At 64.3% G+C, this 25,688-nt stretch carries 36 protein-coding genes; 26 read left to right on the top strand and 10 right to left on the bottom strand.

Features of this window, described 5'->3' with window-relative positions; all coding sequences use genetic code 11:
• The first annotated feature begins 14 nt into the window (after window positions 1-14).
• The 6 genes from lysA to WG900_RS13920 all read left to right on the top strand — a co-directional run bounded on the left by lysA (window position 15) and on the right by WG900_RS13920 (window position 4,193).
• On the top strand, window positions 15-1,277 hold the full coding sequence (gene lysA / locus WG900_RS13945; protein WP_339967882.1) for a diaminopimelate decarboxylase: 1,263 nt from the start codon (window positions 15-17) through the stop codon (window positions 1,275-1,277).
• Window positions 1,274-2,038, top strand: coding sequence for a precorrin-2 dehydrogenase/sirohydrochlorin ferrochelatase family protein (locus WG900_RS13940; RefSeq protein ID WP_339967881.1), 765 nt, complete (start codon window positions 1,274-1,276; stop codon window positions 2,036-2,038). The genes lysA and WG900_RS13940 overlap by 4 nt, the downstream gene beginning before the upstream one ends.
• A 98-nt stretch (window positions 2,039-2,136) precedes the next feature.
• The gene (locus WG900_RS13935) at window positions 2,137-2,316 is read left to right on the top strand and encodes a hypothetical protein (protein WP_339967879.1); all 180 of its coding nucleotides are present in this window, start codon (window positions 2,137-2,139) and stop codon (window positions 2,314-2,316) included.
• Between the two features lie 27 nt (window positions 2,317-2,343).
• Complete coding sequence (locus WG900_RS13930; RefSeq protein ID WP_339967878.1) at window positions 2,344-2,943, top strand: hypothetical protein; 600 nt, start codon at window positions 2,344-2,346, stop codon at window positions 2,941-2,943.
• 54 nt (window positions 2,944-2,997) lie between these two features.
• Window positions 2,998-3,297, top strand: a complete 300-nt coding sequence (locus WG900_RS13925; protein ID WP_339967876.1) for a hypothetical protein — start codon at window positions 2,998-3,000, stop codon at window positions 3,295-3,297.
• Entirely contained in the window at window positions 3,294-4,193 is a 900-nt protein-coding gene (locus tag WG900_RS13920; RefSeq protein WP_339967875.1) for a transposase, read from the top strand. The genes WG900_RS13925 and WG900_RS13920 overlap by 4 nt, the downstream gene beginning before the upstream one ends.
• 9 nt (window positions 4,194-4,202) lie before the next feature.
• On the opposite strand, the gene ruvX is transcribed toward WG900_RS13920, so the two are convergent.
• From ruvX to pyrE, 6 genes are read right to left on the bottom strand one after another with little or no spacing between them, the layout of a single operon-like run.
• A complete protein-coding gene (gene ruvX / locus WG900_RS13915) occupies window positions 4,203-4,646 on the bottom strand; it encodes a Holliday junction resolvase RuvX (RefSeq protein ID WP_339968138.1) in 444 nt (147 codons plus the stop codon).
• Window positions 4,647-4,666: 20 nt separating this feature from the next.
• A complete protein-coding gene (locus WG900_RS13910) occupies window positions 4,667-5,785 on the bottom strand; it encodes an AI-2E family transporter (protein WP_339967874.1) in 1,119 nt (372 codons plus the stop codon).
• Window positions 5,782-6,708, bottom strand: a complete 927-nt coding sequence (gene lepB, locus WG900_RS13905; RefSeq protein WP_339967873.1) for a signal peptidase I — start codon at window positions 6,706-6,708, stop codon at window positions 5,782-5,784. Before lepB ends, WG900_RS13910 begins: the two co-directional genes overlap by 4 nt.
• A gap of 8 nt (window positions 6,709-6,716) precedes the next feature.
• Window positions 6,717-7,121, bottom strand: coding sequence for a holo-ACP synthase (gene acpS, locus WG900_RS13900; RefSeq protein WP_339967872.1), 405 nt, complete (start codon window positions 7,119-7,121; stop codon window positions 6,717-6,719).
• Between the two features lie 58 nt (window positions 7,122-7,179).
• Complete coding sequence (locus WG900_RS13895) at window positions 7,180-7,911, bottom strand: pyridoxine 5'-phosphate synthase (protein WP_339967871.1); 732 nt, start codon at window positions 7,909-7,911, stop codon at window positions 7,180-7,182.
• 2 nt (window positions 7,912-7,913) lie between these two features.
• A complete protein-coding gene (pyrE, locus tag WG900_RS13890) occupies window positions 7,914-8,495 on the bottom strand; it encodes an orotate phosphoribosyltransferase (protein ID WP_339967870.1) in 582 nt (193 codons plus the stop codon).
• A 199-nt stretch (window positions 8,496-8,694) separates the two neighbouring features.
• Here pyrE and coxB point away from each other — a divergent pair, with 199 nt between their 5' ends.
• From coxB to WG900_RS13840, 10 genes are all read left to right on the top strand, one after another.
• Window positions 8,695-9,780, top strand: a complete 1,086-nt coding sequence (gene coxB, locus WG900_RS13885; RefSeq protein WP_417597954.1) for a cytochrome c oxidase subunit II — start codon at window positions 8,695-8,697, stop codon at window positions 9,778-9,780.
• A gap of 27 nt (window positions 9,781-9,807) precedes the next feature.
• Window positions 9,808-11,478 (top strand): cytochrome c oxidase subunit I, encoded by a 1,671-nt coding sequence (gene ctaD / locus WG900_RS13880; RefSeq protein ID WP_339967868.1) that lies wholly within the window; start codon window positions 9,808-9,810, stop codon window positions 11,476-11,478.
• A gap of 132 nt (window positions 11,479-11,610) precedes the next feature.
• A complete protein-coding gene (locus tag WG900_RS13875; protein ID WP_339967867.1) occupies window positions 11,611-12,519 on the top strand; it encodes a heme o synthase in 909 nt (302 codons plus the stop codon).
• 2 nt (window positions 12,520-12,521) lie between these two features.
• A complete protein-coding gene (locus tag WG900_RS13870; protein WP_339967866.1) occupies window positions 12,522-12,668 on the top strand; it encodes a hypothetical protein in 147 nt (48 codons plus the stop codon).
• The gene (locus WG900_RS13865; RefSeq protein ID WP_339967864.1) at window positions 12,665-13,228 is read left to right on the top strand and encodes a cytochrome c oxidase assembly protein; all 564 of its coding nucleotides are present in this window, start codon (window positions 12,665-12,667) and stop codon (window positions 13,226-13,228) included. Before WG900_RS13870 ends, WG900_RS13865 begins: the two co-directional genes overlap by 4 nt.
• A gap of 105 nt (window positions 13,229-13,333) precedes the next feature.
• Window positions 13,334-14,155 (top strand): cytochrome c oxidase subunit 3, encoded by an 822-nt coding sequence (locus tag WG900_RS13860; RefSeq protein ID WP_339967863.1) that lies wholly within the window; start codon window positions 13,334-13,336, stop codon window positions 14,153-14,155.
• Window positions 14,155-14,550, top strand: coding sequence for a DUF983 domain-containing protein (locus WG900_RS13855; RefSeq protein WP_339967862.1), 396 nt, complete (start codon window positions 14,155-14,157; stop codon window positions 14,548-14,550). Before WG900_RS13860 ends, WG900_RS13855 begins: the two co-directional genes overlap by 1 nt.
• Complete coding sequence (locus WG900_RS13850) at window positions 14,547-15,152, top strand: SURF1 family protein (RefSeq protein ID WP_339967861.1); 606 nt, start codon at window positions 14,547-14,549, stop codon at window positions 15,150-15,152. Before WG900_RS13855 ends, WG900_RS13850 begins: the two co-directional genes overlap by 4 nt.
• Before the next feature lie 11 nt (window positions 15,153-15,163).
• A complete protein-coding gene (gene thrC, locus WG900_RS13845) occupies window positions 15,164-16,564 on the top strand; it encodes a threonine synthase (RefSeq protein WP_339967860.1) in 1,401 nt (466 codons plus the stop codon).
• On the top strand, window positions 16,564-17,448 hold the full coding sequence (locus WG900_RS13840; protein ID WP_339967859.1) for a class I SAM-dependent methyltransferase: 885 nt from the start codon (window positions 16,564-16,566) through the stop codon (window positions 17,446-17,448). Before thrC ends, WG900_RS13840 begins: the two co-directional genes overlap by 1 nt.
• Here the strand turns inward: WG900_RS13840 and WG900_RS13835 are convergent.
• Window positions 17,445-18,176 carry a class I SAM-dependent methyltransferase gene (locus tag WG900_RS13835; protein WP_339967858.1) on the bottom strand — a complete coding sequence of 244 codons (732 nt, stop codon included), beginning with the start codon at window positions 18,174-18,176 and terminating at the stop codon, window positions 17,445-17,447. The genes WG900_RS13840 and WG900_RS13835 overlap by 4 nt on opposite strands.
• A 145-nt stretch (window positions 18,177-18,321) precedes the next feature.
• Between WG900_RS13835 and WG900_RS13830 the strand changes: the two genes are divergently transcribed.
• The 6 genes from WG900_RS13830 to WG900_RS13805 all read left to right on the top strand — a co-directional run bounded on the left by WG900_RS13830 (window position 18,322) and on the right by WG900_RS13805 (window position 21,244).
• Window positions 18,322-18,693 carry a dihydroneopterin aldolase gene (locus tag WG900_RS13830; protein WP_339967857.1) on the top strand — a complete coding sequence of 124 codons (372 nt, stop codon included), beginning with the start codon at window positions 18,322-18,324 and terminating at the stop codon, window positions 18,691-18,693.
• A 2-nt stretch (window positions 18,694-18,695) separates the two neighbouring features.
• Complete coding sequence (locus WG900_RS13825) at window positions 18,696-19,028, top strand: Rossmann fold domain-containing protein (protein ID WP_339967856.1); 333 nt, start codon at window positions 18,696-18,698, stop codon at window positions 19,026-19,028.
• Window positions 19,025-20,029 (top strand): GTP 3',8-cyclase MoaA, encoded by a 1,005-nt coding sequence (gene moaA, locus WG900_RS13820; protein ID WP_339967855.1) that lies wholly within the window; start codon window positions 19,025-19,027, stop codon window positions 20,027-20,029. The genes WG900_RS13825 and moaA overlap by 4 nt, the downstream gene beginning before the upstream one ends.
• Before the next feature lie 11 nt (window positions 20,030-20,040).
• Window positions 20,041-20,283, top strand: coding sequence for a MoaD/ThiS family protein (locus tag WG900_RS13815; RefSeq protein ID WP_339967854.1), 243 nt, complete (start codon window positions 20,041-20,043; stop codon window positions 20,281-20,283).
• Window positions 20,284-20,285: 2 nt separating this feature from the next.
• Complete coding sequence (locus WG900_RS13810; protein ID WP_339967853.1) at window positions 20,286-20,732, top strand: molybdenum cofactor biosynthesis protein MoaE; 447 nt, start codon at window positions 20,286-20,288, stop codon at window positions 20,730-20,732.
• A 92-nt stretch (window positions 20,733-20,824) separates the two neighbouring features.
• Window positions 20,825-21,244 (top strand): hypothetical protein, encoded by a 420-nt coding sequence (locus WG900_RS13805; RefSeq protein WP_339967851.1) that lies wholly within the window; start codon window positions 20,825-20,827, stop codon window positions 21,242-21,244.
• Between the two features lie 36 nt (window positions 21,245-21,280).
• Here WG900_RS13805 and WG900_RS13800 read toward each other — a convergent pair whose 3' ends face one another.
• Window positions 21,281-21,811 (bottom strand): hypothetical protein, encoded by a 531-nt coding sequence (locus WG900_RS13800; RefSeq protein ID WP_339967850.1) that lies wholly within the window; start codon window positions 21,809-21,811, stop codon window positions 21,281-21,283.
• Between the two features lie 198 nt (window positions 21,812-22,009).
• Between WG900_RS13800 and rplU the strand changes: the two genes are divergently transcribed.
• From rplU to WG900_RS13785, 3 genes are all read left to right on the top strand, one after another.
• The gene (rplU, locus tag WG900_RS13795) at window positions 22,010-22,417 is read left to right on the top strand and encodes a 50S ribosomal protein L21 (RefSeq protein ID WP_310530987.1); all 408 of its coding nucleotides are present in this window, start codon (window positions 22,010-22,012) and stop codon (window positions 22,415-22,417) included.
• Between the two features lie 19 nt (window positions 22,418-22,436).
• A complete protein-coding gene (gene rpmA / locus WG900_RS13790; protein ID WP_310534294.1) occupies window positions 22,437-22,703 on the top strand; it encodes a 50S ribosomal protein L27 in 267 nt (88 codons plus the stop codon).
• A gap of 229 nt (window positions 22,704-22,932) precedes the next feature.
• A complete protein-coding gene (locus WG900_RS13785) occupies window positions 22,933-23,487 on the top strand; it encodes a GNAT family N-acetyltransferase (RefSeq protein WP_339967849.1) in 555 nt (184 codons plus the stop codon).
• Between the two features lie 15 nt (window positions 23,488-23,502).
• Here the strand turns inward: WG900_RS13785 and WG900_RS13780 are convergent, their stop codons facing one another.
• Window positions 23,503-24,375, bottom strand: coding sequence for a metal-dependent hydrolase (locus WG900_RS13780; RefSeq protein ID WP_339967848.1), 873 nt, complete (start codon window positions 24,373-24,375; stop codon window positions 23,503-23,505).
• 30 nt (window positions 24,376-24,405) lie between these two features.
• Between WG900_RS13780 and WG900_RS13775 the strand changes: the two genes are divergently transcribed.
• Window positions 24,406-24,996: a TetR/AcrR family transcriptional regulator gene (locus WG900_RS13775; RefSeq protein ID WP_339967847.1), complete on the top strand. Its 591-nt coding sequence runs from the start codon at window positions 24,406-24,408 to the stop codon at window positions 24,994-24,996.
• On the opposite strand, the gene ygfZ is transcribed toward WG900_RS13775, so the two are convergent.
• Window positions 24,993-25,688, bottom strand: coding sequence for a CAF17-like 4Fe-4S cluster assembly/insertion protein YgfZ (gene ygfZ, locus WG900_RS13770; RefSeq protein ID WP_339967846.1), 696 nt, complete (start codon window positions 25,686-25,688; stop codon window positions 24,993-24,995). The genes WG900_RS13775 and ygfZ overlap by 4 nt on opposite strands.

The following is a 25,688-nucleotide window of genomic DNA, read 5'->3' as shown; positions in this document are numbered from 1 at the left end:
AAGACCCAATTCCCATGGACCATTTCGAACTCAAGAACGGCGTGCTCCACGCCGAAGACGTGCCCTTGACCGCGATTGCCGATGCCGTCGGCACGCCCGTCTACGTCTATTCGCGCGCCACGCTGGAACGCCACGCGCAGGTGTTCCGCGACGCGCTGTCGATCCTGCCGCGCGTGCACATCGCCTTCGCCATCAAGGCCAATCCCAATCTGGCAGTGCTGCGCGTGATGAAGCGCGAAGGGCTGGGCGCCGATGTCGTCTCGGCCGGCGAACTGGCGCGGGCTCTCGCCGCCGGAATGCCGGCAGATGACATCGTCTTCTCGGGCGTTGGCAAGCAGCACCATGAAATGATCGCCGGGCTCAAGGCCGGTATCGGCCAGTTCAACATCGAGAGCGAGGAAGAGGGCGAGGAACTGGCGGAAATTGCTGCGAGCCTTGGCCTCACCGCCAATTGCGCGCTGCGGGTCAATCCCGATGTCGATGCCCGCACCCATGCCAAGATCTCCACCGGCAAGGCCGAGAACAAGTTCGGCGTGCCGATCGACCGTGCCGCGGGCATTTATGCACGGCTGGCTTCGCGCCCCGGGCTGAATATGCGCGGCGTTGCCGTGCACATCGGCAGCCAGCTGTCCGAACTGGAGCCTTTCGAGGAAGCCTTCGCCAAGGTCGGCGCGCTCGTCGCCGAACTGCGCGCCGCTGGCCAGAGCGTGACCCACGTCGATCTCGGCGGCGGGCTCGGCGTGCCTTATAAGGCCGGCGAGACTTTTCCGTCGCCCGAAGAATATGCCGCCATGGTCGCCCGCGCGACTGAAGGCTGGGACGTCACGCTGATGTTCGAACCCGGCCGCGTGATCTGCGGCAATGCCGGCGTGTTGCTGACCAAGGTGGTACGGGTAAAGCGCAGCTCGAACAAGGCGCCTTTCGTCATCGTCGATGCCGCGATGAACGACCTTGCCCGTCCGGCGATGTACGGCGCCTGGCACGATTTCGATGCGGTAAAGCCCAGCGGCGACCGCATGACCGCGCACATCGTCGGTCCGATCTGCGAAACCGGCGATACCTTCGCCATGGATCGTGATTGCGATGCGCTGGTGGCCGGCGATCTCGCCGTGTTCCGCACCGCCGGGGCTTATGGCGCGACGATGGCGTCGAGCTACAACAGCCGCGGCTTCGTGGCCGAGGTCATGGTCGATGGCGACAAGTTCGCCGTCGTTGCTGACCGTATCATGCCCGAAGCGATCAGCGCGTCGGAGCGCGTGCCGGACTGGCTCGAATGACGAATTCGCTTCCCCTGTTCCACCGTATCGCCGGCCAGCCGGTGATGCTGCTGGGCGAGGGGGAGGCGGGCCTTGCCAAGCGGCGCCTGATCGAGCGCGCGGGCGGGGTGATCGTTGGTGAGGATGATCCGCAGGCCCGGCTGGCTTTTGTCGCGCTCGACGATCCCGATGCCACTGCGGCGCGGCTGAAGGCGCGCGGCCTGCTGGTCAATGTCACCGACCGGCCTGATCTGTGCGATTTCACCGTCCCCAGCCTGCTCGAGCGCGGGCCAGTGCAAGTGGCGGTGGGCACGGGTGGTGTTTCGGCCGGACTAGCCAAGTCGCTGCGGCTGCGGCTCGAGGCTTTGCTGCCCCATTCGCTCGGTGATCTGGCGCAAGGGCTGGGCGCCATTCGTGCCACTCTCAAGAACCGCTTTCCCGATGCCGCTGATCGCCGCCGCGCGCTCGATGCGGCCCTGGCGCAAGGCGGCGCGCTCGATCCGCTCGATTCGGAAAGTGCGGCGCGAATCGAGGGGTGGCTGGCAAATGCGGCATCTGGCGGCGCAGCGACGGTCGAAATCCACCTGCGGAGCGCCGATCCTGATGATCTGACCCTGCGCGAGGCGCGCTTGCTGGGAAGCGCCGATTGCCTTGCAACCGAGACCGGTGTCGCCTCCGCAATTGCTCTCCGCGCCCGCGCCGATGCCGTGCGCGTTGAGATTGGAACGGGCGCGCCGCCACCGCTGGCAGACGGCCTTGTGGTGGTCCTGCGTGCGTCCTGATCCGGGGCGATTACAGGCTTTGAATTTCGGTTGAGGGGATCCTCCCGGCAAGCCGGTGCGGCAAGGCAATGGTGCCTTGCAGAGCATGGGAAATTGCCATGATCCTACCTTTGATCGATGTCGCGACGCTGCCGCATCTCGATGTGCTGACCGGCGTTTTCGGCAGCCTTCTGCCCGGCGGACAGGCGCAATCTTCAGGCGACGAGATTGTCGTCCTGATGGTCTTCCTTTACGAACTGATGCATCCCGAAGAAGGCGAAGGTGGTTCGAACGGCTGATCGGATTGGTCCCGGAAAGGCAGCGCTGTGGATATAAGCCCCCCGATCGCCGCACTTCAGGCCGACCCGGCCGAGCAGGTGCGCGCACAACATGGACTTACCGCAGCGCTGGCTTTCTGGCGTGAGAGCGCCGGGGTGCGCCGTGTTCTCGCCGGCTTTTCACGCTATGCCAAGGGCGCGTCGCTCGCTGACCAGCGGGAACTGGCCGGTCTGTTTGGCGGGGCGGAAGATGCTGCGCGGGACCTGGTTACCCCGCTGCTTTCCGGCTTTGCCTTGGCGCTTGCCCAGCAACCGCTTGGCGTGGTGCTGGTGCGCCATTTCACCGATGGCGTGATGTCGGTGCTGATGCTGGCGCGCGAAGGCGATAGCCTGCTGACCCTGACCGCGATTGACTTCGCGGGGCTGGCGGCACGCCCCGAGCCGAATTCGGCATGTTTCTCGCCCTCGGACGAATGGGAAGTCGTGCTTTCGGGCACGGGCAAGGCGCGGCTGGTTGAGCGGTGCGGTGACAGGATCGCAACGCATGGTCTCGATCTTACGCCCGGCCTGTCGCTGGGCCGCGATGGCGCGCGCGAAACGCTGATCTTTGATGCCGCCGATGGCGTGGTGCTGCTCCTGCGGCTTTAGCGGCGGCTCGATTCCTCGCAGCCCCGGCTCGAAATTTCGCTGGAGGATGGCAAGGTGCTGCACCGCGCCAGCGCTACCCCGCGCGAGAGCCGGCACGAAATGGCGGTTGCCCTGCTCGGCAAGATGGGCCGTAGCGATGCCGCCCCCGTGCTGGCGGAGATCGCCCGCGACGTATCGCACGGCGATTCGCTGCGCTGGCAGGCGCTGCGCGAATGCCTCGGTCTCGATACCCGCACCGGCTTCTGGACACTCACCGCGATTGCCAGTTCGGTCGAGGACGGCCTCGCCATTCCCGCCGGCGAGCTACGGGCGCAATTGCTCGAAGCTCACCCCCAACTCGCCGAGGTGGAATGATGCCCCGCGTAATCGATCTTGAGGACCAGTCATCCTGCTCGCTGGCCGAATGCGCCGATGCGCTCGCCGCAAACTGCTTCGACCCGATGGATGAAGAGAGCCTGCACCACGGCGCGGGCTGTCTGCGGGGGCTGGGCAACAACGCGACGTTTCTGGGCGACATTCTTGTCCGCAACCTCGCCGATCGCCACCGCGAGGAGACCGACGGGCAGTGCTATGGCCCGCAGTCGCTGATCCTGTCGGACCACCGGGGCAACTGCTTCCTGCGCGCCAATATCTGGCCGGGCGCCGAGGACCACGTGCTGCAGGCGAGCGGGCGTTCACCGTTCCTTTACGACATGCCGCACGATCATAATTTCCACTTCCTGACGCTCGGCTATTTCGGCCCGGGTTACTGGAGCGATTACTACGAGTACGAATATGCCGAGGTTGCCGGCTATCGCGGCGAGCCGGTGCGGCTGAAGCCGATGGGGCGGCAGCGGCTGGAGGAGGGCAAGCTGATGCTCTACCGCGCGTACCGCGATGTCCACCGCCAGCTGCCCGCCGATGCTCTGTCGGTTTCGATCAACATTATGCACGCCAACCCGGCGCTCGGCTGGCTCGACCAGTACCGCTTCGATATCGAGGGAGGGAAGCTGGGCGCGATCATCAGCCATGGCTCGACTGACGCCTTCCTGCGTGTGGCCGTGGCCATGGCCGATGACGAGTCGCTCAATCTGGCGGAGAGTTTTGTCGCCAGCCACCCGAGCGACCAGATGCGGCTCACCGCTTCGGATGCGCTGGCCTCGCGGTTTACCGATGTGGCCGGGCGCGATGCCTTCTGGGCGAAGATGGAGCAATCGGGCAGCCGCATGGTGGCGGCAGAAGCCACGGCGCAGCGCGCGGCGCTGGCTTGATTAGGGGGCCTAGAAACCGCCCCCGGCAAGCGCGTCAATCGCCGCTTGCAGGATCACCGCCGCTGCTGCCGAATCGATGCGTTCGGCGCGCTTGGCGCGGCTCATGTCCTGGGCGATCAAGGCGCTTGTCGCACTGGCGGTGGACCAGCGCTCGTCCCACAGCAGGATCGGCAATTCCAAGGGCTCAAGGTTGCGGGCATAGGCGCGGCTGGCTTGGCTGCGCGGGCCTTCGCTGCCATCCATGTTGATTGGCAGGCCGATCACCAGCCCCTTGATGCTGCGCTCTGCGACCAGCGCGGCGAGCTGCGCCTTGTCGGCCATGAACTTGCCGCGCGGAATGGTCTTGCCGGGGCTGGCAAAGCGCCAGCCGGCATCGCAGAACGCCGTGCCGATGGTTTTGGTGCCAAGGTCAAGCGCCAGCAGGGCGCCGCCGCCCGGCAAGGCATCGCGCATGTCCAACACGCTGGTGGTGATCACGCCGTCGCGCCTTCTTCCTCGTCGTCGTCCTCTCCGTCCGGATAAGCGGCGTGCCATTCCGCCTCATGCCGGGCGGAATGACGTTCCAATGCGATCTTGATCATCGCCACCAGCGGATCGGCGAGCGCAAGGCCGAGGATGCCGAACAGTGTCCCCATGATCAGCTGTGCGCCCAGCACCAGCGCCGGGGCAAGGTCCACCGTCTTGCGCGCGATATAGGGCGCAACCAGATTGCCATCGACCGTGTGCAGCACGAAGTAGACGATGATGCAGTAGAGCCCCGTCGACGTATCGACCGAGAAGCCGACCATGACCATGATGAGCCCGGAAATGGGGGCGCCGATGTTGGGGATGAAAGCCAGAATGCCGGTCAGCAGGCCGAGAAGCGCAGCCATCGGCACACCGTAGATCGACAAGGCGATCCAGCACAGCACCCCTTCGAGCGCCATGCCGAGCATTCTCCCCGCCATCAGACGGCGCAGCGACTTGCCCATCTGCGCGGCCGTGGCGTGGAAGTGGCCGCGCTCGGAAATCGGGAACATCCAGGCGACGCCGCGCTGGTAAAGTCGGGGTTCGGCGGAAATATAGATGCCCAGCACGAGGATCAGGAACAGCGTGGTTGCCCCGCCGATCAGCCCGCCAACCGCGTGCGTGACTTGCCCGACACCGCCGACGACTTCCTTCGTCACCGCCTGAACCGCCGCGAAATCGATGCGCACCCCGTGGCTGCGCAGCCAGTCAAGCACGCGATTGGCCTGCGATTCGACCAGTGCGGGCAATTGCGCTGCCTGATTGGCGAGCTGGGTGCCGGCGAAGGTCAGCGTCCAGATCAGGAAAGAGGCGGCGAGCAGGATGACGATGCTCACCCGCCAGCCGCGCGACAGCGGCAGCACCCGACCGAGCAGCCGCGCTCCGCCATCGATCATCGCGGCGAAGACCAGTCCGCCGAAGATCACCAGCAGCGGCTGGGCGAGGAACACAGTCAGGACAATCAGCCCCGCCAAGCCGAGCCAGACGGCGGCGCGCTTCATTTCCCAGCGCAGTTGCGGGTCGGTGAAGTCGGTCGGTCCGGCAGCGCGGGCCTTGGTGGGGTGAACTGGGTCGGTCTCGCTCACTTGCTCTTCCCGGCAGGCGCAGGGGACTGCGCGATTGCCGGACGCAGGCTGCTCCACGCGCGGCCCGAACGCAAGGCTCCCCACCAGGACAGCGGGCTCCAGCTTTGCGTGCCGTCGAGCGAGAAGGTAATGAATTCGGCCCGGCCGCCAACGTCGTGCAGCGGCACGGCGCCGCCGAGGCCATTGCTGATCGGCGCGGCGGGGGCGCGGCTGTCAGCCGAATGGTCGCGGTTGTCGCCCATCAGGAACACGTGGCCGGCGGGCACCGTGATCTCGTCCATGTCGTCGTTGGGCTCGTCGCTGGTGTCGAGCGTGAGATAGGTCGCGCCGTTGGGCAGCGTCTCGCGCCAGGTCGGCAGTTCAAGCACGAATTTCCCGTCGGGCATGCGCGAACGGTGGCGGGCCATGTCGTCGGAAGAATAGCACCACGATTTGTCCGGGCCATCGTCGCACATCAGTGCATCGTCGGCAGGCAGTCGCAGCGGCGGCTCCATCTCGCGCTTGATTGGCGCACCGTCGAGGTAAATCTGGCCGGCCTTCAGTGCGATCCGGTCTCCCGGCAGGGCAACGACGCGCTTAATAAGGTCGTCATTGCGGTCCTTCGGCACGACGATAACGATGTCGCCATATTCCGGCGTCCCGCCCAGCGCTCGCCACTTGCCGCGCGGCAGCAGGTGGAAGCTGACCGAGGACCAGTTCCAGCCATAGGGGTACTTCGACACTACCAGCCGGTCCCCAACCAGCAGGTTCGGCGTCATAGAGATTGACGGAATATAGAACGGCTTGGCGATGAACGAATGGAAGGCCAGCACCGCCAGCAGCATCCACGCCAGTCCGCGCACTTCATGAACCCAGTTGACCTTGTCCTTGGGGTCTTCGGCGGCAGGCGGCGTTATGGGATTCTCGGCATCTTCGATGGTCATGGCAGCTTTCAGGCGATGGGGCGGGCTTCGATCACGACAAAGGCCTGAGCCCAAGGGTGATCGTCGGTCAAGGTAAGGTGGACAAATGCTTCATGGCCCGCCGGGGTTATCGCCGCAAGCCGGGCAGCGGCCCCGCCGGTCAAGGCGAGAGTTGGAGCGCCGCTCTTGGCATTGACCACACCGATGTCCTTCATGAACACGCCGGCCTTGAATCCCGTTCCGACCGCCTTGGAAAAAGCCTCCTTGGCGGCAAAGCGCTTGGCGAGGGTTCCGGCCTTGGTGAACGGACGGCGAGCCGCCTTGGCGCGTTCGACCTCGGTGAAGACCCGCCGTTCAAAGCGCTCGCCAAAGCGGGCCAGCGAATTTTCTATCCGCTCGATGTTGCAGAGGTCGGAGCCGATGGCGATGATCATGCAGGTCCTCTCCACTTGTGCTTCGCGAATTTGGAGAGGATCTTCCCCCGAACTTCCATCACCGCGCCGCGTCCATCAGTTCGCGCATCCGCAACACTGCCGGCTCCAGACCGCAGAAGATCGCCTCGCCAATCAGGTAATGCCCGATGTTGAGCTCGGCGAGCTGGGGGATCGCGGCGATAGGCTGGACGTTGTCGTATGTCAGGCCGTGGCCGGCGTGCGGCTCGATGCCGTTCTTGGCGGCGAGCGCGGACATGTCGGCCAAGCGGCGCAGCTCGACCGCCACCTGATCGCCTTCTGCGTGGGCGTATTCGCCGGTGTGCAGCTCAACCACCGGCGCGCGCAGGCGCATCGCGGCTTCGATCTGGCGCTCGTCGGGGGCGATGAACAGCGAAACCCGGATACCAGCATCGGCCAGCGCCGAGACGATCGGCACCAGACGGTTGTGCTGGCCGGCCGCATCAAGCCCGCCCTCGGTCGTGCGCTCCTCGCGCCGTTCGGGGACGATGCAGGCGGCGTGCGGCTTATGGCGCAGCGCTATGGCGAGCATCTCGTCAGTCGCGGCCATTTCCAGGTTCAGTGGCAGGTCCGTCGCCGCCTGGATGCGGGCAAGGTCCTCGTCGCGGATGTGGCGGCGGTCTTCACGCAGGTGCGCTGTAATGCCGTCGCCGCCGCAAGCCGCGACGATCTGCGCCGCGCGCACCGGATCGGGATGATCGCCGCCGCGCGCGTTGCGGATTGTCGCAACGTGATCGATGTTCACGCCAAGGCGAAGGCGACCGGGAGTCATCATTACTTCGCCCGGCTCCCGGGCTTCACCGCCTCCGAATCCGCCAGTTCGGGCGGCAGTTCGGCAGGCGCATAGGTGGGGAAGTTGAGTGCCAACAGCGGATAGAATGGCACGCCGAGCTGCACCGTTCCGGCAGAGCGATCGACCAGCGCAGCCGCCGCAACGACTTCGCCGCCGGCTTCCTCGATGCACTTGATCGCTTCCTTGCTGGATAGGCCGGTCGTGACGACGTCCTCAACCATCAGCACCTTGTCCCCCGGTTCAAGCGCGAATCCGCGGCGCAATTCGAAAGTTCCGGTCGGGCGTTCGACGAACATCGCCTCCACGCCCAGCGCCCGGCCCATCTCGTGACCGATAATAACGCCGCCCATCGCTGGCGAAATCACCTTGGCGATCTGTTTGCGAAGCTCGCGCGGGAGCTTGCTGGCGAGAGCCACGGCGAGGCGGCTGGCGCGGTCCGGATCCATCAACACGCGCGCACATTGCAGGTAATGCGCGCTGTGGCGGCCGGAAGAGAGCAGGAAATGGCCTTCTAGCAGCGCCTTGCTGGCGCGAAACTCGGCCAGTACCTCTTCATCCTGCATCGCTTGGGAACCCTTTATCCTGTGAATTTTCGCCAGAAACGCCAAGCGGCTTGCATGGCGGCAAAATAATCCCCTAGAGGCGCTTGAGTGGCCCCGCAAGCGCGCGTATAGGCCCCGACAAATTCGGCCTCATCGAAGGCAAGGGTGGGCAACAGGGTACGCTCTCGCCGGCATAGGAAAGCGGAAAGCTAAAGCTGTGATGACAATTGGCGTAAAGGCAGTCGGAAGCCTCCGGCACGCAGGTTCGGCCCTCAAGGGGCTGGCCCTGTTGGCAGGGGCAACCTTGATGACGGGCATTGCCCAGGCACAGGAAGTGGCCAAGGAAGCGGTTGCTGCCGCCTCCGAAGCTCCGGCCGCGGGCAGCTATGTCCCGATGACGCCGACCGAGGGAATCGGCATGCCGACCCCGGGCGGTATCGGCTTCCAGAAACAGTTCTCCGCCGATGGCGAATATGCGGCATGGATGCACGATGCGATCCTGCTGCCGATCATCGTGGTGATCACGCTGTTCGTGCTGTTCCTGCTGCTGTGGGTCATGGCGCGCTATAACAAGCGGACCAACCCGACCCCGTCGAAGACCAGCCACAACACGCTGATCGAGATCGTGTGGACCTTGCTGCCGGTGCTGATCCTTGTGGTCATCGCGGTGCCGTCGTTCCGCCTGCTGGCCAGCCAGTACGCACCAGCCCCTGAAAAGGCGCTGACCGTCAAGGTCACCGGCAACCAGTGGTACTGGACCTATTCCTACACGGACAACGGCGGCTTCGAAGTCATTTCGAACATGCTCAACCAAAAGGGCCAGCCGGTCGTCAACGCGGGTATCCGCGAAGCCGGCAGCAAGCCCTGGGATGGTCCGGCGCAGCTTGAGGTTGATAACCGCCTCGTCCTGCCGGTTGGCGAAAAGATCCGCATTCAGGCCACTGCGGCCGACGTGATCCACGCCTTTGCCGTGCCCAGCCTGTGGTTCAAGATCGACGCCGTTCCGGGCCGCATCAACGAACGCGTGCTGCAGATCGACAAGCCGGGCGTGTACTACGGCCAGTGCTCGGAACTGTGCGGCGCGCGCCACGGCTACATGCCGATCGCCGTCGAAGCGCTGCCGCGCGACAAGTTCAACGCCTGGGTCATGACCCATGCCGGTGCGAAGATCGACGGCCAGCCTGAACCGGCTGCTGCGGCTTCCGCGCCTGCCGCTGGCGCTTCCGAACCTGCCGCCGATGCTTCGGTCACCCCTGCTGCCGACGCTTCGGCCGCCCCTTCCGCTTCCGCGGCGCCCGGCGCCTGAGCGAGCTGAGACAAGGTTAGAACTGACATGGCTCACGATCTTACGCACGACCACGGTCATCACGACGCAGACCACAAGCCGGCGTTCTTCGCCCGCTGGTTCATGTCGACCAATCACAAGGACATCGGCACACTCTACCTGATCTTCGCGATCATCGCGGGGATCGTGGGTGGTGCGTTCTCGGGCATGATGCGCCTTGAACTGGCACAGCCGGGTATCCAGTACCTTGCGACCTTCTCGCACTGGTTCGGTGTTGCCAACCCGACTTTCGACCAACAGCTCCACCTGTGGAACGTGCTGATCACTGCACACGGCCTGATCATGGTGTTCTTCATGGTTATGCCGGCGATCATCGGCGGCTTCGGCAACTGGTTCGTACCGCTCATGATCGGCGCGCCGGACATGGCCTTCCCGCGCATGAACAACATCTCGTTCTGGTTGACGGTGGCGGGCTTCATCTCGCTGCTGTGCTCGGCATTCGTTCCGGGCGGCACGGGCCAAGGCGCGGGCATCGGCTGGACCGCCTATGCTCCGCTGTCGACGCAGAGCGCGGCGGGCAACCCGGCTGTGGACTTCGCGATCTTCTCGCTCCACCTCGCTGGCGCCGCCTCGATCATGGGCGCGATCAACTTCATCACCACCATCTTCAACATGCGTGCGCCGGGCATGACCCTGCACAAGATGCCGCTGTTCGTGTGGTCGGTGCTGGTCACTGCCTTCCTGCTGCTGCTGGCCCTGCCGGTGCTCGCCGCGGCGATCACCATGCTGCTGACCGACCGTAACTTCGGCACGACCTTCTTCGATCCGGCCGGTGGCGGTGACCCGATCCTTTACCAGCACCTGTTCTGGTTCTTCGGCCACCCCGAAGTGTACATCATGATCCTGCCGGGCTTCGGCATCATCAGCCAGATCGTCTCGACCTTCTCGAAGAAGCCGGTCTTCGGTTACCTCGGCATGGCCTACGCGATGGTTGCCATCGGTGTCGTCGGCTTCATCGTCTGGGCGCACCACATGTACACCACCGGCCTGTCGGTGAACACGAAGATGTACTTCACGGCGGCCACCATGGTGATCGCGGTGCCCACCGGCATCAAGATCTTCTCGTGGATCGCAACGATGTGGGGCGGTTCGATGGAGTTCAAGAGCCCGATGATCTGGGCGATCGGCTTCATCTTCCTGTTCACCGTCGGCGGCGTGACCGGCGTGGTCCTCGCCAATGGCGGCGTCGACGACAACTTGCACGACACCTACTACGTTGTGGCGCACTTCCACTACGTTCTCAGCCTTGGTGCAGTGACGTCGCTCTTCGCGGGCTTCTATTACTGGTTCCCGAAGATGAGCGGGAAGATGCACTCCGAGTTTCTCTCGTACCTGCACTTCATCGTCTTCTTCGTCGGCGTGAACATGATCTTCTTCCCGCAGCACTTCCTGGGTCTGCAGGGGATGCCGCGCCGCTATCCGGACTATGCGGAGGCATTCGCCTACTGGAACTATATCTCTTCGGTCGGCTACGCCATCACGGCGGCTTCGATCGGCATCTTCTTCGTCAACATTGCCTATGCCTTCATTGGCGGCAAGAAGGCGGAAGACAACTACTGGGGCGAAGGCGCCACCACGCTCGAATGGACGCTGTCGAGCCCGCCGCCTTTCCACCAGTTCGAAACCCTGCCGGTCATCGAGGACGCGGCGCACCATTGATGGTGCAAAGCAACGGCAAGCTAGGAACCCCGGGAGGAAACTCCCGGGGTTTTTCGCATGTGCGAGCCAGTTTTGCGCTTCGTCGAAGACTCGCTTTCCCTTGGCCGCAGACAGGCCTATAGGCGCGGTCAAATGGCACTCACCCAGACTCAGACTCTGCCAGCCGACTGGCGCGATTTCCTCTCGCTGACAAAGCCCGGGGTGATCAGCCTCGTGATATTCACGGGGCTCTGCGGTTACCTTGCCGCGCCGACGCGCATTCACCCGATACTCGCCTTCACCGCGATCCTGTGTATCGCTATGGGCGCGGCCGGATCGGCAGCGCTCAACATGTGGTGGGAAGCTGATATTGATGCCGGGATGAAGCGCACGGCCAAGCGCCCTCTTCCCGCAGGCCGCATGGACAAGACAACGGCGCGCGATTTCGGTGTCGGACTTGCTACTGCCTCGGTGCTGATCATGGGCCTCGCGATCAACGTGTTGGCTGCCGTGATCCTTGCCGTTTCGATCTTCTACTATGCCGTGGTCTACACGATCTGGCTCAAGCCGCGGACGCCCCAGAACATCGTCATCGGCGGCGGGGCAGGGGCTTTCCCGCCGATGATCGGCTGGGTTGCGGCAACGGGGGACATTACCCTGATGCCGGTCGTGCTGTTCCTGATCATCTTCATGTGGACGCCGCCCCATTTCTGGGCGCTCGCGCTGTTCGTGCAGACCGATTACGCCAAGGTCGGCATCCCGATGATGCCGGTTGTTGCGGGTGAGAGATCCACCCGCCGCCAGATCCTCGCCTATTCGGCGATTTTGCTGCCGCTCAGCCTCGTGCCGTGGTTCATTGGCGGAACGGGCCTGATCTATGCGGCCGGCGCAGCGGTTCTCTCCGGATTGTTCCTCGCCTATTCCGTTCCCGTGGGCCTGCGCATGCGCAGTGGCGTCGACGATGCGATGAAGCCGGAAAAGCGGTTGTTCAAATATTCGATTCTCTATCTCTTCCTGCTGTTTGCCGCACTGGTCGCTGACCGGATGCTGGCCGGAGTATGACCATGACTGACCCGAAGAAGAGCATTACCGAAGAGCAGCGCCAGAAGGTGATCCGCCAGCGCAACCTCGTGCTGGCCCTGGTGCTCGGCGCGTTTGTCGTGCTGTTCTTCGCCATCACCATCGTGAAGATCCGCAACGGCACGGCATGACTTCGGTAACCCCCGATCCCAAGCGCAACCGCAAGGTCGGCCTGATGGCCGGCGGGCTTGCGCTTGCCATGCTCGGTCTCGGCTGGGCCTCGGTGCCACTGTACCGCATGTTCTGCCAGGTCACCGGTTTTGGCGGCACGACCCAGCGTATCACTGAGGAACAGGCCAGCGCGGTCAGTGTCAGCGCCCGGACGATGTCGGTGCGCTTTGATGGCAATGTCGACAGGGGCATGCCGTGGCGGTTCGGCCCCGAACAGATCACGCAGACGGTGCGGCTCGGCGCTCGGACCATGGCGGTTTATTCGGCGAAGAACACATCCGACAAACCAGTCGTCGGCCGCGCCAGTTTCAACGTCTCGCCGGACGAGGCGGGCAAATATTTCACCAAGATCGAATGCTTCTGCTTCACTGAGCAAAAGCTCGAACCGGGGCAGGATATCCGCATGCCAGTGACCTATTATGTCGATCCCGATATCCTAAAAGACCCCGAAGCGAAGGCGATCCAGCAGATCACCTTGAGCTACACTTTCCACGAGGATCGCGCGACCGCCGCGAAATAGAGGCCAAGAGGACTGGACCGCGCCGACTGGGCGCGATAAGGGGCCGGAAATTCGAATTTGGCGGGCGCGCCCGCCACTTGCTGCAACAGGGACTTGAGGACCATCATGGCCGGCGCAAAGAACCACGATTTTCACATTCTCCCGCCCGATATCGTGCCTTTGGCAACGACGATCGGCGCGCTGACCTTCACCAGCGGCATGGTGCTGTTCATGCACAAGCTGCCGGGAGGCGCTTTCGTGCCCTGGCTTGGCCTTGCCATTCTTCTGGCTTCGATGTTCCAGTGGTTCGTCAAGATCGTGAACGAGGCTCACGCTGGCGATCACAAGCCTGTCGTGCAGCTGCACCAGCGCTATGGCATGATCCTGTTCATCGCTTCCGAAGTGATGTTCTTCGTCGGCTGGTTCTGGGCGTTCTTCGACTTCTCGCTGTTCCCCAGCACGCTGACCGATGTGGTTGGCGGGCAGTGGCCGCCCAAGGCGATCGAAGCCGTGCTCGACCCGTTCGACCTGCCGTTGCTCAACACGCTGATCCTGCTGTGCTCGGGCTGCACGCTCACCTGGTCGCACCACTCGCTGATCCACGGCGACCGCGATGGCATGAAGAAGGGCCTGTGGCTGACGATCGGCCTCGGCCTGCTGTTCACCGCGATCCAGGCTTACGAATATGCCCACGCGCCGTTCGAATTCGGCAAGAACACCTATGGCTCGGCCTTCTACATGGCGACCGGTTTCCACGGCTTCCACGTGATCGTCGGCACGATCATGCTGATCGTCTGCCAGGTCCGCGCCTACAAGGGCCACTTCACCCCGCGCCAGCACTTCGGCTTTGAAGCTGCTGCCTGGTACTGGCACTTCGTTGACGTGGTGTGGCTGTTCCTGTTCGTCGCCATCTATGTATGGGGCGGCTGGGGTTACCCGGTCCACTGATGACCGACACCGGTTCCGATACAAAGGGGCAGCCCGGCCAGACCGAGGCTGCCCTTTTCGGTTTGTGCCCCCGCTGCGGGCACCGCACGCTGTTCGGCGGGCTGACCAACTTTGCCGAGACCTGCAGAAATTGCGGGCTGAATTTCGCGAGCTTCAATGTCGGTGACGGACCAGCGGCCTTCCTCACGCTGATCATCGGCGCGGTGATCGTTGCGCTGGCGCTGTGGCTCGATGCCGCTGTGCGCCCGCCGCTATGGGTGCATGCGATCCTGTGGCTGCCGCTTACTGCCGGTGCGGTTATCATGGGCCTGCGCGCTGCCAAGGCCTGGCTGCTCGGCGCTGAATACCGGCGCAAGGCCGTGGAAGCCCAGGGCAAGGATGTGAAGAGCGAATGATCCGCCGTCTGCCTGTGATCCCGACGTTGATCGTGCTCATCGCCGTGGCCATCATGATCCGGCTCGGCTTCTGGCAGCTTGACCGCCGGCATGAAAAAGAAGGCGGACTCGCCCGTCTGGCGCAAAACGTGTCCGCCGCCGCGATCGACTTTCCGGCAGACCGTTTCGACCAGTCCAACCTGTTCCGCCCAGCGCGGCTCGATTGCCGCAATCCGGGCAAGTTCTCGGTCGAGGGTGCGGGCAAAGCCGGATACCGGATTCTCGCCACCTGCGAAGGCGATACCCGGGTCCAGCTGGGCACGACACGCAATCCTTCGACAAAGGTCGAATGGGGCGGTGGGCTCGTTACCGGCTCGATCGGGCAGGTCCCTGATTCGCGTCCGATGATCGTCACTGCCTTCGATCACAGTCCGCGCGAGCTGATGCTGGTGTCTGACACGCCGGTTGCCGGTCTCACGGCCAACCCCCCGCGCTCGCTGGCAGAGGTGCCGAACAACCACCTGTCCTATGCCGTGCAGTGGTTCCTGTTCGCCGGGATTGCCCTGGTGATCTATCTGCTGGCGGTCAGGAAGCGGCTTGCCGCGAGGGACGAGCGCGGCTAACCGCCCCGTTCATGGACTACATCTCCACAAGAGGGCGCGCACCGGCGCTCGATTTTGCCGGCGCCACGCTCGCCGGTCTGGCATCCGATGGCGGGCTTTACGTGCCGCGTGAGTGGCCGCGCTTCTCGGCTGACGAGATCGCCGCGATGGCGGGCCTGCCTTACGCCCAGCTCGCGGCCAAGGTCATGGCGCCGTTCGTTGCCGGGAGCCTGACCGAAGAGCGCCTGTTCGAACTGACGACCGAGGCCTATGGCCGGTTCGCGCACAAGGCGGTGACGCCTCTGGTCCAGCTCGACGAACAGAACTGGCTTCTCGAACTGTTCCACGGCCCGACGCTGGCCTTCAAGGACGTTGCGCTGCAACTGCTTGGCCTGCTGTTCGAGGAATTCCTCGGCCGCACGGGTCAGAACCTGACGATCGTCGGTGCGACTTCGGGCGATACCGGTTCGGCGGCGATTGACGCGGTCGCCGGGCGTGACCGCATCGACATCTTCATGCTCCACCCGCACGGCCGCGTTTCGGATGTCCAGCGCCGCCAGATGACCACAGTGCTGGCGCCCAACGTCCACAATATCGCCATCGATGGTTCGTTCGACGATGCTCAGGCGATGGTGAAGCGGATGTTCAACGATTCCGCGATGACGGATCGTTTTGCCATCGGCGCGGTCAATTCGATCAACTGGGCGCGGCTGATGGCGCAGGTGGTCTATTACTTCGCTGCCGCGCTCCAGCTTGGCGCACCGCACCGCAAGGTCGCCTTCTCGGTGCCGACGGGCAACTTCGGCGATGTCTTTGCCGGCTATGTCGCGGCGCAGATGGGCCTGCCGATCGAGCGGCTGATCGTTGCCACCAACGTCAACGACATCCTCCACCGTGCATTGAGCAATGGCGATTACAGCCAGGGCGAAGTGACGCCTACCGCTGCGCCGTCGATGGACATCCAGGTGTCGTCGAACTTCGAACGCCTGCTGTTCGACCTTGGCGGTCGTGACGGCTTGGCATTGGCTGAGCAGATGGCCGGTTTCGAAGCAACCAAGGCGATGCAGCTGACCAATGCCCAGCGCGAAGGCGCCGCGGCACTGTTCTCAAGCTCGCGCACCGATGCTGCGGAAATGTCCGCGGCGATCCGCTGGGGCTGGGAGAACTGCGGGCAACTGATCGATCCGCACACCGCCTGCGGCATCCACGCCGCGCGCACCTCCGGCATCGATCCGGCGGTTCCGGTTGTCACACTGGCGACCGCGCACCCGGCAAAGTTCCGCGAGGCAGTCGAGCGGGCGACCGGCCACCGGCCCAGCATGCCCAGCCGCGTCGGTGACTTATTCGAGCGTGAGGAACGCTGCACCGAATTGCCCGGCGATTACGATGGCATTGCCGAATATGTCGCTACGCACGCGGTTCCGAAGGGCTGATGGCTGAGCTCAAGACCGCTCCGCTGGTCCTTACGGGTGAGGGCTGGGCGGACTATGGCCTCGTCGATTCGGGGCATGGCCGCAAGCTTGAGCGGTATGGCGATTACCGCTTCATCCGCCCCGAACCGCAGGCCATGTGGACGCCGCGTCTCGATGACTGGCAGGCGCACGGTGAGTTCGTGCCGGCCTCGGACGAGGACGGCGGTGGTCGCTGGCACTTCGATGCGCCGGTCCCGCGCGAGGGCTGGCCGCTGGCACGCGGTGATGTGAAGTTCACCGCCAGTTGCACGCCCTTCCGTCACCTCGGCTTTTTTCCGGACATGGCCCCGGTGTGGGACTGGATGGGTGAGCAACTCGCCGGGCGTAGCGATGCCCAGACGATGAACTTGTTCGGCTATACGGGCGTCGGCACGCTGTCGCTCAGCCAGTACGGCCCGGTCACGCATGTCGATGCCTCGAAGAAGTCGGTGGCCTCCGCGCGTGAGAATGCTGCGCTGTCAGGCATGGAATGCCGCCCGGTGCGCTGGATCGTCGACGACGCGGCGAAATTCACTGCCCGCGAAGTGCGGCGCGGGCGGCGTTACGACGGGATCATCCTTGATCCGCCAAAGTTCGGGCGCGGGCCCGAAGGCGAAGTCTGGCGGCTGGAATATGACCTGCCCGGTCTGGTAGCTGATTGCCGAGCCCTGCTTGATGCTGACAGCCGGTTCCTGTTCCTCACCGTCTATGCCGTGCGGATGTCATCGCTGGCTCTGGCTGGCCTGCTCGCCGAACACTTCGCCGACTTGCCCGGCGAGATCGAACACGGTGATCTGGCCGCACAGGAAGACGGGGAGGGCAGACTGCTGCCCACCGCCATCTTTGCCCGCTGGCGTCAGGACTAGCGCTTCACCTTCTTGAACTTCAGCAGGAACTGGTTGGTCTTGCCCCGCTCGGAATCGCGCAGCGGCTTGTTCAGGTCGTCAGCGGAGTGGCGGAGAAGGTCGCTTTTACCGGTAAGTTTGAACCCGGCGGCCTCAACTTCACGGATCACCGCCGCCGATTCGATGCGGTGGTGCGACTGTGTGACGCTGGCCCCTGCGCCCAGTGCGGCTTCGTGGTCGTTAACCACGTAGGTCCCGCCCATTTTCAGCGCGGTCCATGCTGCCGTGTTGAACTTCGCAGCGGCATCGGTGTCGCCCACCTTGTTGTTCTTGAAGTCGTGATAGTTCATCGTCGTCCAGACGACATCCACCGGCACCGGGGCGAGGGCGTCGCCCGGCTGACCAACGCCCTGCGTGACATTGGCGTGGTCCTTCGCCCAAGCCTCGACCGCCGCAGAGGGACGGCCCGCGAAGGTGTAGACGTGGCCCTTGGGCCCGACTGCGGCGGAGAGCAGGCGGGTGTAATAGCCGCCGCCGGGGGCAAGCTCGGCCACCTTCGTGCCCGCCTTGATCCCGGCAAAGGCCATGACCTCTGCCGGCTTGCGGTCGGCATCGCGCGCCTTGTCTGCATCGGGGCGTTTGCTGCTGCCGAGCAGGACTGCGAAGTTGGTGGCCAAGGCGGGGGGCAGCGCGGCAAAGCCCACCGAAGTGACGCCTGCTGCAAGTGCCAGTGCAATACGTTTGTTCATAGGTCCGCTCCCATTGGTCTCACGGCGCGAGGCTAGCAGCAGGCTATCCGCCGGCCAAATGCGCAATTGTATCGATTCGTCGCCGCGCTGATTGTCCTCGGTGCGGGGGTGGACAGCGTGTCTTCGCCAAGCCATAGCGCGCGCCATGGCCGACAGCCTGATCCTTGAAGTGGCAAACCTCGAGCATGATGTCCTCACCGGCATCTATTCGGAGGAGACTGGCCGCCCCCAGCCCTTGCGCATCACTGTGCAGGTGCAGCTGAAAGTGCCGCCCCGGTTCGATCCGGATACGCCGCTTTCCGCCAGCAAGAACTACATGGACCTGAAGTTCGCCGCGACCGAGGCTTTGCCGTCGGGCGTGCACTTCAAGCTGATCGAATCGGTTGCCGATCACATCTGCGACACGCTGTTCGTCCAGGATGACCGGGTGGAAGCAGTGACGGTGAAGATCGTCAAGCTCGCCATCAGCGAAGCCGGCGAGGAAATTGGCATGACGCTGACGAGGATCCGGCGCTGACCATGCTGGTCCGGGTCGGGGTCTTGCCGGAAGACGCGCTGGACGCCGCGAGCGCTTTTCACGTCGAAGTTCTGCCCCGCCTTAGAGCCATGCCGGATGCGGCGATAACCTGCGTTTTCCCCCCTGCCGGCCATGGACATGCCGATTGGCGGCGGGCTGCGATCCAGTCACTCGCCCGCGAAATTGCACCGCACCGAATCAACGGCATTGCGTGCGACGACGAAGCCGCGATTGCTGCTGCCGAAGCCTATCTGACGACAGCCGATGGGGTCACCGGGCAATACCTTCCTCTGGATGGCGAAGGCGCGGGCAAGGTGTTACACTCAGCCTCGTGACCGTAACCCGCCCCCTCCTTGACCAGTTCGCGCGCCGGATTTCCTACCTGCGACTGTCGGTCACCGACCGCTGTGACCTGCGCTGCGCATATTGCATGCCCGAGCGGATGACCTTCCTGCCCAAGGCCGACGTGCTCAGCCTTGAAGAACTGCACCGCATGGCACTGGGCTTCATCGATCGCGGCATCACCAAGATCCGTCTGACCGGCGGCGAACCGCTCGTGCGGCGCGACATGATCGAACTGGCCCGGGCGCTGGGCCGCAAGCTGGGTGACGGGCTGGAAGAGCTGACGCTCACCACCAATGGTACGCAACTGATCACCCATGCCGAGGCGCTGGCCGAGGCAGGCATGCGCCGCATCAACATCTCGCTCGATACGCTGGATCGCGCCGGCTTCGCCAAGCTGGCCCGCCGCGATATGCTGCCGCAGGTGCTGGAAGGCATCGACGCCGCGCTGGCTGCCGGGCTGAAGGTGAAGCTCAATACGGTCGCGCTCAAGGGCATCAACGAGGAGGAAATACCCTCGCTGATAGCATGGGCGCACGGCAAGGGCCTCGACCTGACCCTGATCGAGGTCATGCCGCTGGGCGAGGTCGAGGAAGACCGCATCGATCATTACCTGCCGCTTTCCGCCGTGCGTGACCGGCTCGATGCGGAATTCACCCTGACACCCAGCGATCACCGCACGGGCGGACCGGCGCGCTATTTTGACGTGGCCGAAACCGGCGGACGTCTTGGCCTGATCACGCCGCTGACCAGCAACTTCTGCGAAGGCTGCAACCGCATCCGCGTGACCGCGACCGGCCAGCTCTATCCCTGCCTTGGCGGCGGCGAGATGGTCGACTTGCGCGGGGCCCTGCGTTCGGTCGATCCCGAAGTGGCCATGTCCGAGGCGCTCGACACAGCGATGCGGATCAAGCCCGAAAGGCACCATTTCGAGATCGACCGCAGGGGCGCCGCACCGGCTCTGCCGCGACACATGTCGATGACCGGGGGCTGAGGCGCCGGGCGATGATCAAGCTCGTGTTTCTCGGACGGCTGGTGGACCTTGCCGGCGGAGGCGAGATCGACATTGCAATTGCCGGGCCGACCCCACTCGAAGACCTGCTACTGGGCTTGCCAGCGCCGTTGGCCGAACCGCTCGCCGATCCGCGCGTAAAGCTGGCGCTCAACGGTCGGCTGGTGCCGCGCGAATCGCTGGTCGTCGAAGCCGGGGATGAACTTGCCTTTCTCCCGCCCGTCAGCGGAGGCTGATCGTGACTGCCCATGTTCGCCTGCTGCTGGCACCTTTCGATCCGGCCCGCGAAACTTCAGAGTTCACATTGCGCTATCCCGAGGCCGGGGGCGTCGTCAGCTTCCTTGGCCAGGTCCGCGCTGGCGGCGGCTGCGAGGCGCTTGAATTGTCGCATTACGAACCGCTGACGCTTCCCGGCATGGAAGGCCTCGCAGCAAGCGCGCTCACTCGCTGGCAACTCGATGGCCTGCTGATCATTCACCGCGCCGGGGTGATGCTGCCCGGCGAACCCATCGTGCTCGTCGCTGCTGCCGCGCGGCATCGCCGCGATGCCTTTGCCGCTGCCGATTTCGCCATGGATCACCTCAAGAGCGAATCATGGTTCTGGAAGCGCGAGAAAGCGGGCGGGCAGTGGCGCTGGATCGAACCGCGCGAGGAAGACCGGCAAGACTTGTCCCGCTGGGCATGAAAATGAAGGCATGGCCGCGCCTTTGACTTCGGTCAAGGAAGCCCGATTCGCGCGGCCCTATTCGCACTCCTGAAACAAGGAGTGTTGCCGCCATGTCCCAACAGATTTCCCATGCCGACCTCGCTTCGATGGCACAGGTCAGCGATGCTCCCATCCAGACGCGGGTGAACCGCACGTTCGAGCTGCCGCCAGCGCTCTATTTCGGTACGCTGATCGGCTATTTCGGCTTCCTGACGATCATGACGGTGTGCTTCATGAACCCCGAACTGGCGCTGCCAATGGCGGTCTTCTCGTTCTCGATCATCGCTGGCTTCGGGCTTGGCTTCAAATGGGTGGCGATGAACCCCGAAAATGCGGCCAAGACGCTGTCGTGGGGCCAGTTCGCCAATCGGGGCGTGCAGACCCTCTCGGGCCGCCTCACCGCCTTTGAAGCGAGCGCACAAGTGCTCACCCTGCCGATCCTGATCGTATTCTGGGGCCTGTGCATCGCCGTGATCATGGCAACGCTCTGAATCAATCGGGCCACTAACTGAATGGACGCGCGCGAATCAGGCGCGCATCCGGCCCCGCAGTTCGGCCAGAACCGCATCCTCATCGGCGACCCATGCGGTCACCTGGTCGCGGGCGGCGGCGATGGAAACCCCATCGCCGCCGTCTACTTTTTCCCGCGCATAAAGCGAATCGAGCTCGGCCAACGAGATCATCACTTCGCTGCGGCGCGATTCGAGCTCGGCCAGCGCGACGGTGGCCACCACCCAGGCCTCGCTGGAGACGGCTGCACCGCGCGCGGCGGATGACAGGCGGTCTGCCTTGCCCTTGCCGGCAGTAAACACCGCATGGGCCGCGCGGGCGCGCCCGACCAACTGCGCGAGGCGGGCCTGCAATTCTGGGCTCAGCGGCGTGGGCGCCTGTGCTACTGGCGGCGGCGAGGCAGGCTGGGCCGTCCCGGCAATCCGTTCCGCCGGGCGTTTGGCCAGCGAAGGGTATCCCGGAGCGCTGGCGCAGGCGGAAAGGATCAGGCATGTGCCCAGTGCGACGATCTGCGCTGCGGCCAGTCTCGGGCGGAATTGGCTGTTCATATGCAGGCCATACCGCGCGGGCACGCCAAGCGAAAGTCCCGCTTCCGGCGTTGACAGCCCGGGGAGGTTGCACTAGGGGCGCTGCTTCTTGCGGACACCCCTGCGCGTTCAGGGGGATTCGGCGCGCCGGATGCGAAGGCTTCATGTGGAGCCCGGGCAACGGGGTGGAAAAGACAAACAGAATTGGATGTAGGTAACATGTTCGCAGTCGTGCGCACGGGCGGCAAGCAATATAGAGTTGCTGCCGGAGACAAGATCGCGGTGGAAAAGCTGGCTGGTGAAGCCGGTGAGACCATAACGCTGGGCGATGTCCTGCTGGCCGGTGATGGCGGCGAGGTGAAGGATGCCAAGGGCGTCGTCGTCTCGGCCGAGATCATCGCGCAGGCCAAGAGCGAAAAGGTGATCGTTTTCAAGAAGCGTCGCCGCCACAACTATCGCCGCAAGAACGGCCATCGCCAGCAGTTGACGCTTCTGCGTATCACTGCCGTCGGTGCCGAGCAGAAGAAGGCCGCTCCCAAGAAGGAAGCTGCTGAAACTCCTGCCGCCGATGCGCCCGCCAAGAAGGCACCGGCCAAGAAAGCCGCCGCTGCCTCGGCTGCTGAATAAGATTCCGGAGTAGTATTCCATGGCACATAAAAAAGCAGGCGGTTCATCGCGTAACGGTCGTGATTCGGCCGGTCGTCGCCTTGGCGTGAAGAAGTTCGGCGGTCAGGAAGTGATCGGCGGCAACATCATCATCCGTCAGCGCGGCACCCGCGTCTATCCGGGCGCCGGCGTGGGCATTGGCAAGGACCATACCCTGTTTGCTCTCGTCGAAGGCCGCGTGCGCTTTCACGATGGCAAGCTCGGCCGCAAATATGTGTCGGTCGATATGGCGCAAGCCGCCGAGTAATCGGACAGTCGATAACGGGCTGTCCTCTGACGGATAGCCCCCAGACCGGAACATTGCGATTCTGGTTTCGAAAGAGGGAGAGGGGCAACCCGTCTCCCTTTTTTCGTCTCTCCCTCAGCACATGTCCAAACCTGCACCGCGAAGGCGGCGCGGATGGACGCAAGCGTAATGCGCCTGTCATGCAGCCCGCCTAACGGGGGCTCGCGGGGCACTGAGTGGAGTTTGAAAGATGTTCATTCGCAGTGAAAGGCTGTTCCTGCGGCCCGGCTGGCCCGAGGACTGGAGCGCAATCTTTTCGGCCATCGCCGACGAGGCGGTCGTGCGTAACCTCAGCCGCGTGCCGTGGCCCTATACGCCCGAAGCCGCGCGCCAGTATGCCGCGCTGGGTCAGGACCGGCGCTGCCCGCACTTCCTGATCACCCTGCCCACCGCGCAGGGCGTGGAGCTGGTCGGTGCAATCGGCATGGCGCCAACCCATGACGGGGCGGAACTGGGCTACTGGATCGGCCGTGATCACTGGGGGCAGGGTTACGCCACCGAGGCATCGCGCGCCGTGCTCAGCCTCGCCCGTACGCTGGGTCACCGCCGAATCGAAGCAACGCACTTCCTCGATAATCCGGCATCTGGCCGCGTGCTGCGCAAGGTCGGCTTCTGCCCCACGGGCCGCGTCGAAGAACGCTACAGCCTTGCCCGCGGTAAGGTTGCGCCGTCCGCCGTGCTCACCATGACGCTGGGCGAGCCCAGCGACTGCGACGACGACATGGACGTCAAGCGCGCGGCCTGACGATTTGGCCAGGTGTCAGGCGTAACCCTCTAGTCCGGCCACGCCTGACGGAATCAGATACCGGTCGTCGTGCTTCCACGGGTGGAACCCCGGCAGGAAGTACGCCGCCCAGGCCGGGAACACCTTGCGCAGGTAGCCGGGCGAACCGAACACGTACCACAGCACCCGCACGCGGGCCTTCCAGCCGGTGATGCCGTCCTGCGCCAGCAGGTCGACCGTATCGTCTATGCGGTGCGAGACGAAGCGGCGCGTGATCGACAGCATCGAGATAGATCGCAGCAGCCAGCGGCGGCGGCGCGGCCAGTGCTTCGTCGCGTGGAGGAAGGTGTCATAGGCGACGGCCTTGTGCTCGATCTCCTCAACCGCGTGCCATTTCCACATGGTGGCGACTTCGGGATCGGCATCGTCAAGAATTTCCGGCGCGGTCAGCAGCAGGTGCGCAAGGATCGCGGTGAAATGCTCGAGCGCCATGGTCGCGGCAAGGTTGACGATCGGCGGGCGGCCCTTTGCCAGGTTGAGCATGTCGGTCACATGTGCGTCGATGCGGGTGAGATCGTAGCCGGCGTCCACCGCAGCGCGGTTGAAAGCGAGGTGTTCGCGGCTGTGGTTCACTTCTTGGCTGATGAACTTGCGGATTTCCTCGGCCAGGTGCGGCGGTGCGCTGTCGCGGAAGGCTTTCACCGATTCGATGAAGAACGCCTCGCCGCGGGGGAAGGTGGCGGACAGCGCATTGTGCCAGGCAGTGCCGACCGGGTCATCGGCCAACCACCAACGGCGGGGTTTTTCCTTGCGGTTGAAGCGCAGGTCGCGCACGACGATCTCATGGTTTTCGGGGGCGGAACCGGTCAGGGGCCGCGCGTCGATATCGATGGGCGTATGGGCGTTCATGGCCCGGTGAAGATAGGTTAACTTACAGCAATGTCAATAAGGCGCCGCCTGACCCAGGAAGAGAGCCGCACCGCCGCCATGGAGGCCGCCCGAGCGCTGCTGATCGAGGCAGGGCCGCAGGCGGTGACGCTGAAAGCCGTGGCGGCGCGAATCGGGCGCACCCATGCCAACCTGCTCCACCATTTCGGCTCGGCCTCGGGCCTGCAAAAGGCGCTGGCGAGCCACCTTGCCAAAACGATCTGCGCGACGATTGCCGAGGCCGTGCTGGCCACCCGCGCCGGCATCGGCAGCCCGCGCCGGGTCGTGGATCTGACCTTTGATGCATTCGGCAAGGAAGGCGGCGGCGCGCTTGCGAGCTGGATGCTGCTGTCGGGCAACGAAGACGCGCTCGACCCGATTGTCGAGGCCATCCACGACATGGTCGACAAGGTGAACGGCCATGACGAGGAGCCGATGCACGAAGTCACGCTGTCACTGGTGCTGATGGCGCTGGGCGATGCGATGATGGGCGAGGCATTGAGCGGTTCGCTCGGCCTGGGGCGCGAAACCGCGCGCGATCAGGCGGAAAAGATGCTGATCGAGGCAGCCGAGCGTGCCGGGATTACGCTGGCGAAGGGCTAGGCTTCGGCCATCCACACTGGTCGTTGTGCTGGCGTAATATCCTCAACCCGCCGGTGATCGACCGCGAGGCCAAGTTCGGAATAGGCCGCGCGCTGGCGGGCCGGGTCCGATTCGCCGATGGGCACTACGACCAGCCGCCGATTGATCTTCTGCCGCCAGTTCATCCGCGCGGTGTTCTCCTGCCCGACATAGCAGCCCTTTGTGAAGGACACGCCGTTCAGTTCGGCGGCGTTGCATTCCAGCCAGAGCAGGTCGGCCAGTTCGTCGTGGCCTTCGCAGACGCCGAGCGAGAGGCGGTGCGCCAGCCATGCGGCATCGGCGGGTTCACCCTCGGGCGCACCAATTGAGCGATTGCCCAGCGCGGGAAGGCGGGGGTCGTTGCCGCTTGCCTCCAGGTGCCAGTGAACCCCGAGCGCAGGATCGCGGGCAATCGTGATCGTCCGGCGCAGTCGGTAGATCGACAGGCGCTTGGCCAGTGCATCGGCGTGGTCGGCCTCGCAATCGAGCAGCAGGTCTTCTCCGTCCGCCCAGACCAGGAAATCAAACAGCACCTTGCCCTGCGGCGTCAGAAGCGCCGCCCAGACTGGCAAGTCCTTGCCCATATCATTCGTCACCAGGCCTTGCAGGAAGCCGCGTAGGTCCTCCCCTGACAGGCGGATCATGGCGCGATTGGTGAGGAGCGTTGCGGTCAT

The sequence above is a fragment of the Novosphingobium aquae genome (assembly GCF_037572715.1).
GTDB lineage: Bacteria > Pseudomonadota > Alphaproteobacteria > Sphingomonadales > Sphingomonadaceae > Novosphingobium > Novosphingobium aquae.
The sequence above is the reverse complement of the archived record's forward strand: the minus strand, read 5'-3'. Positions and strand labels throughout refer to the sequence as shown.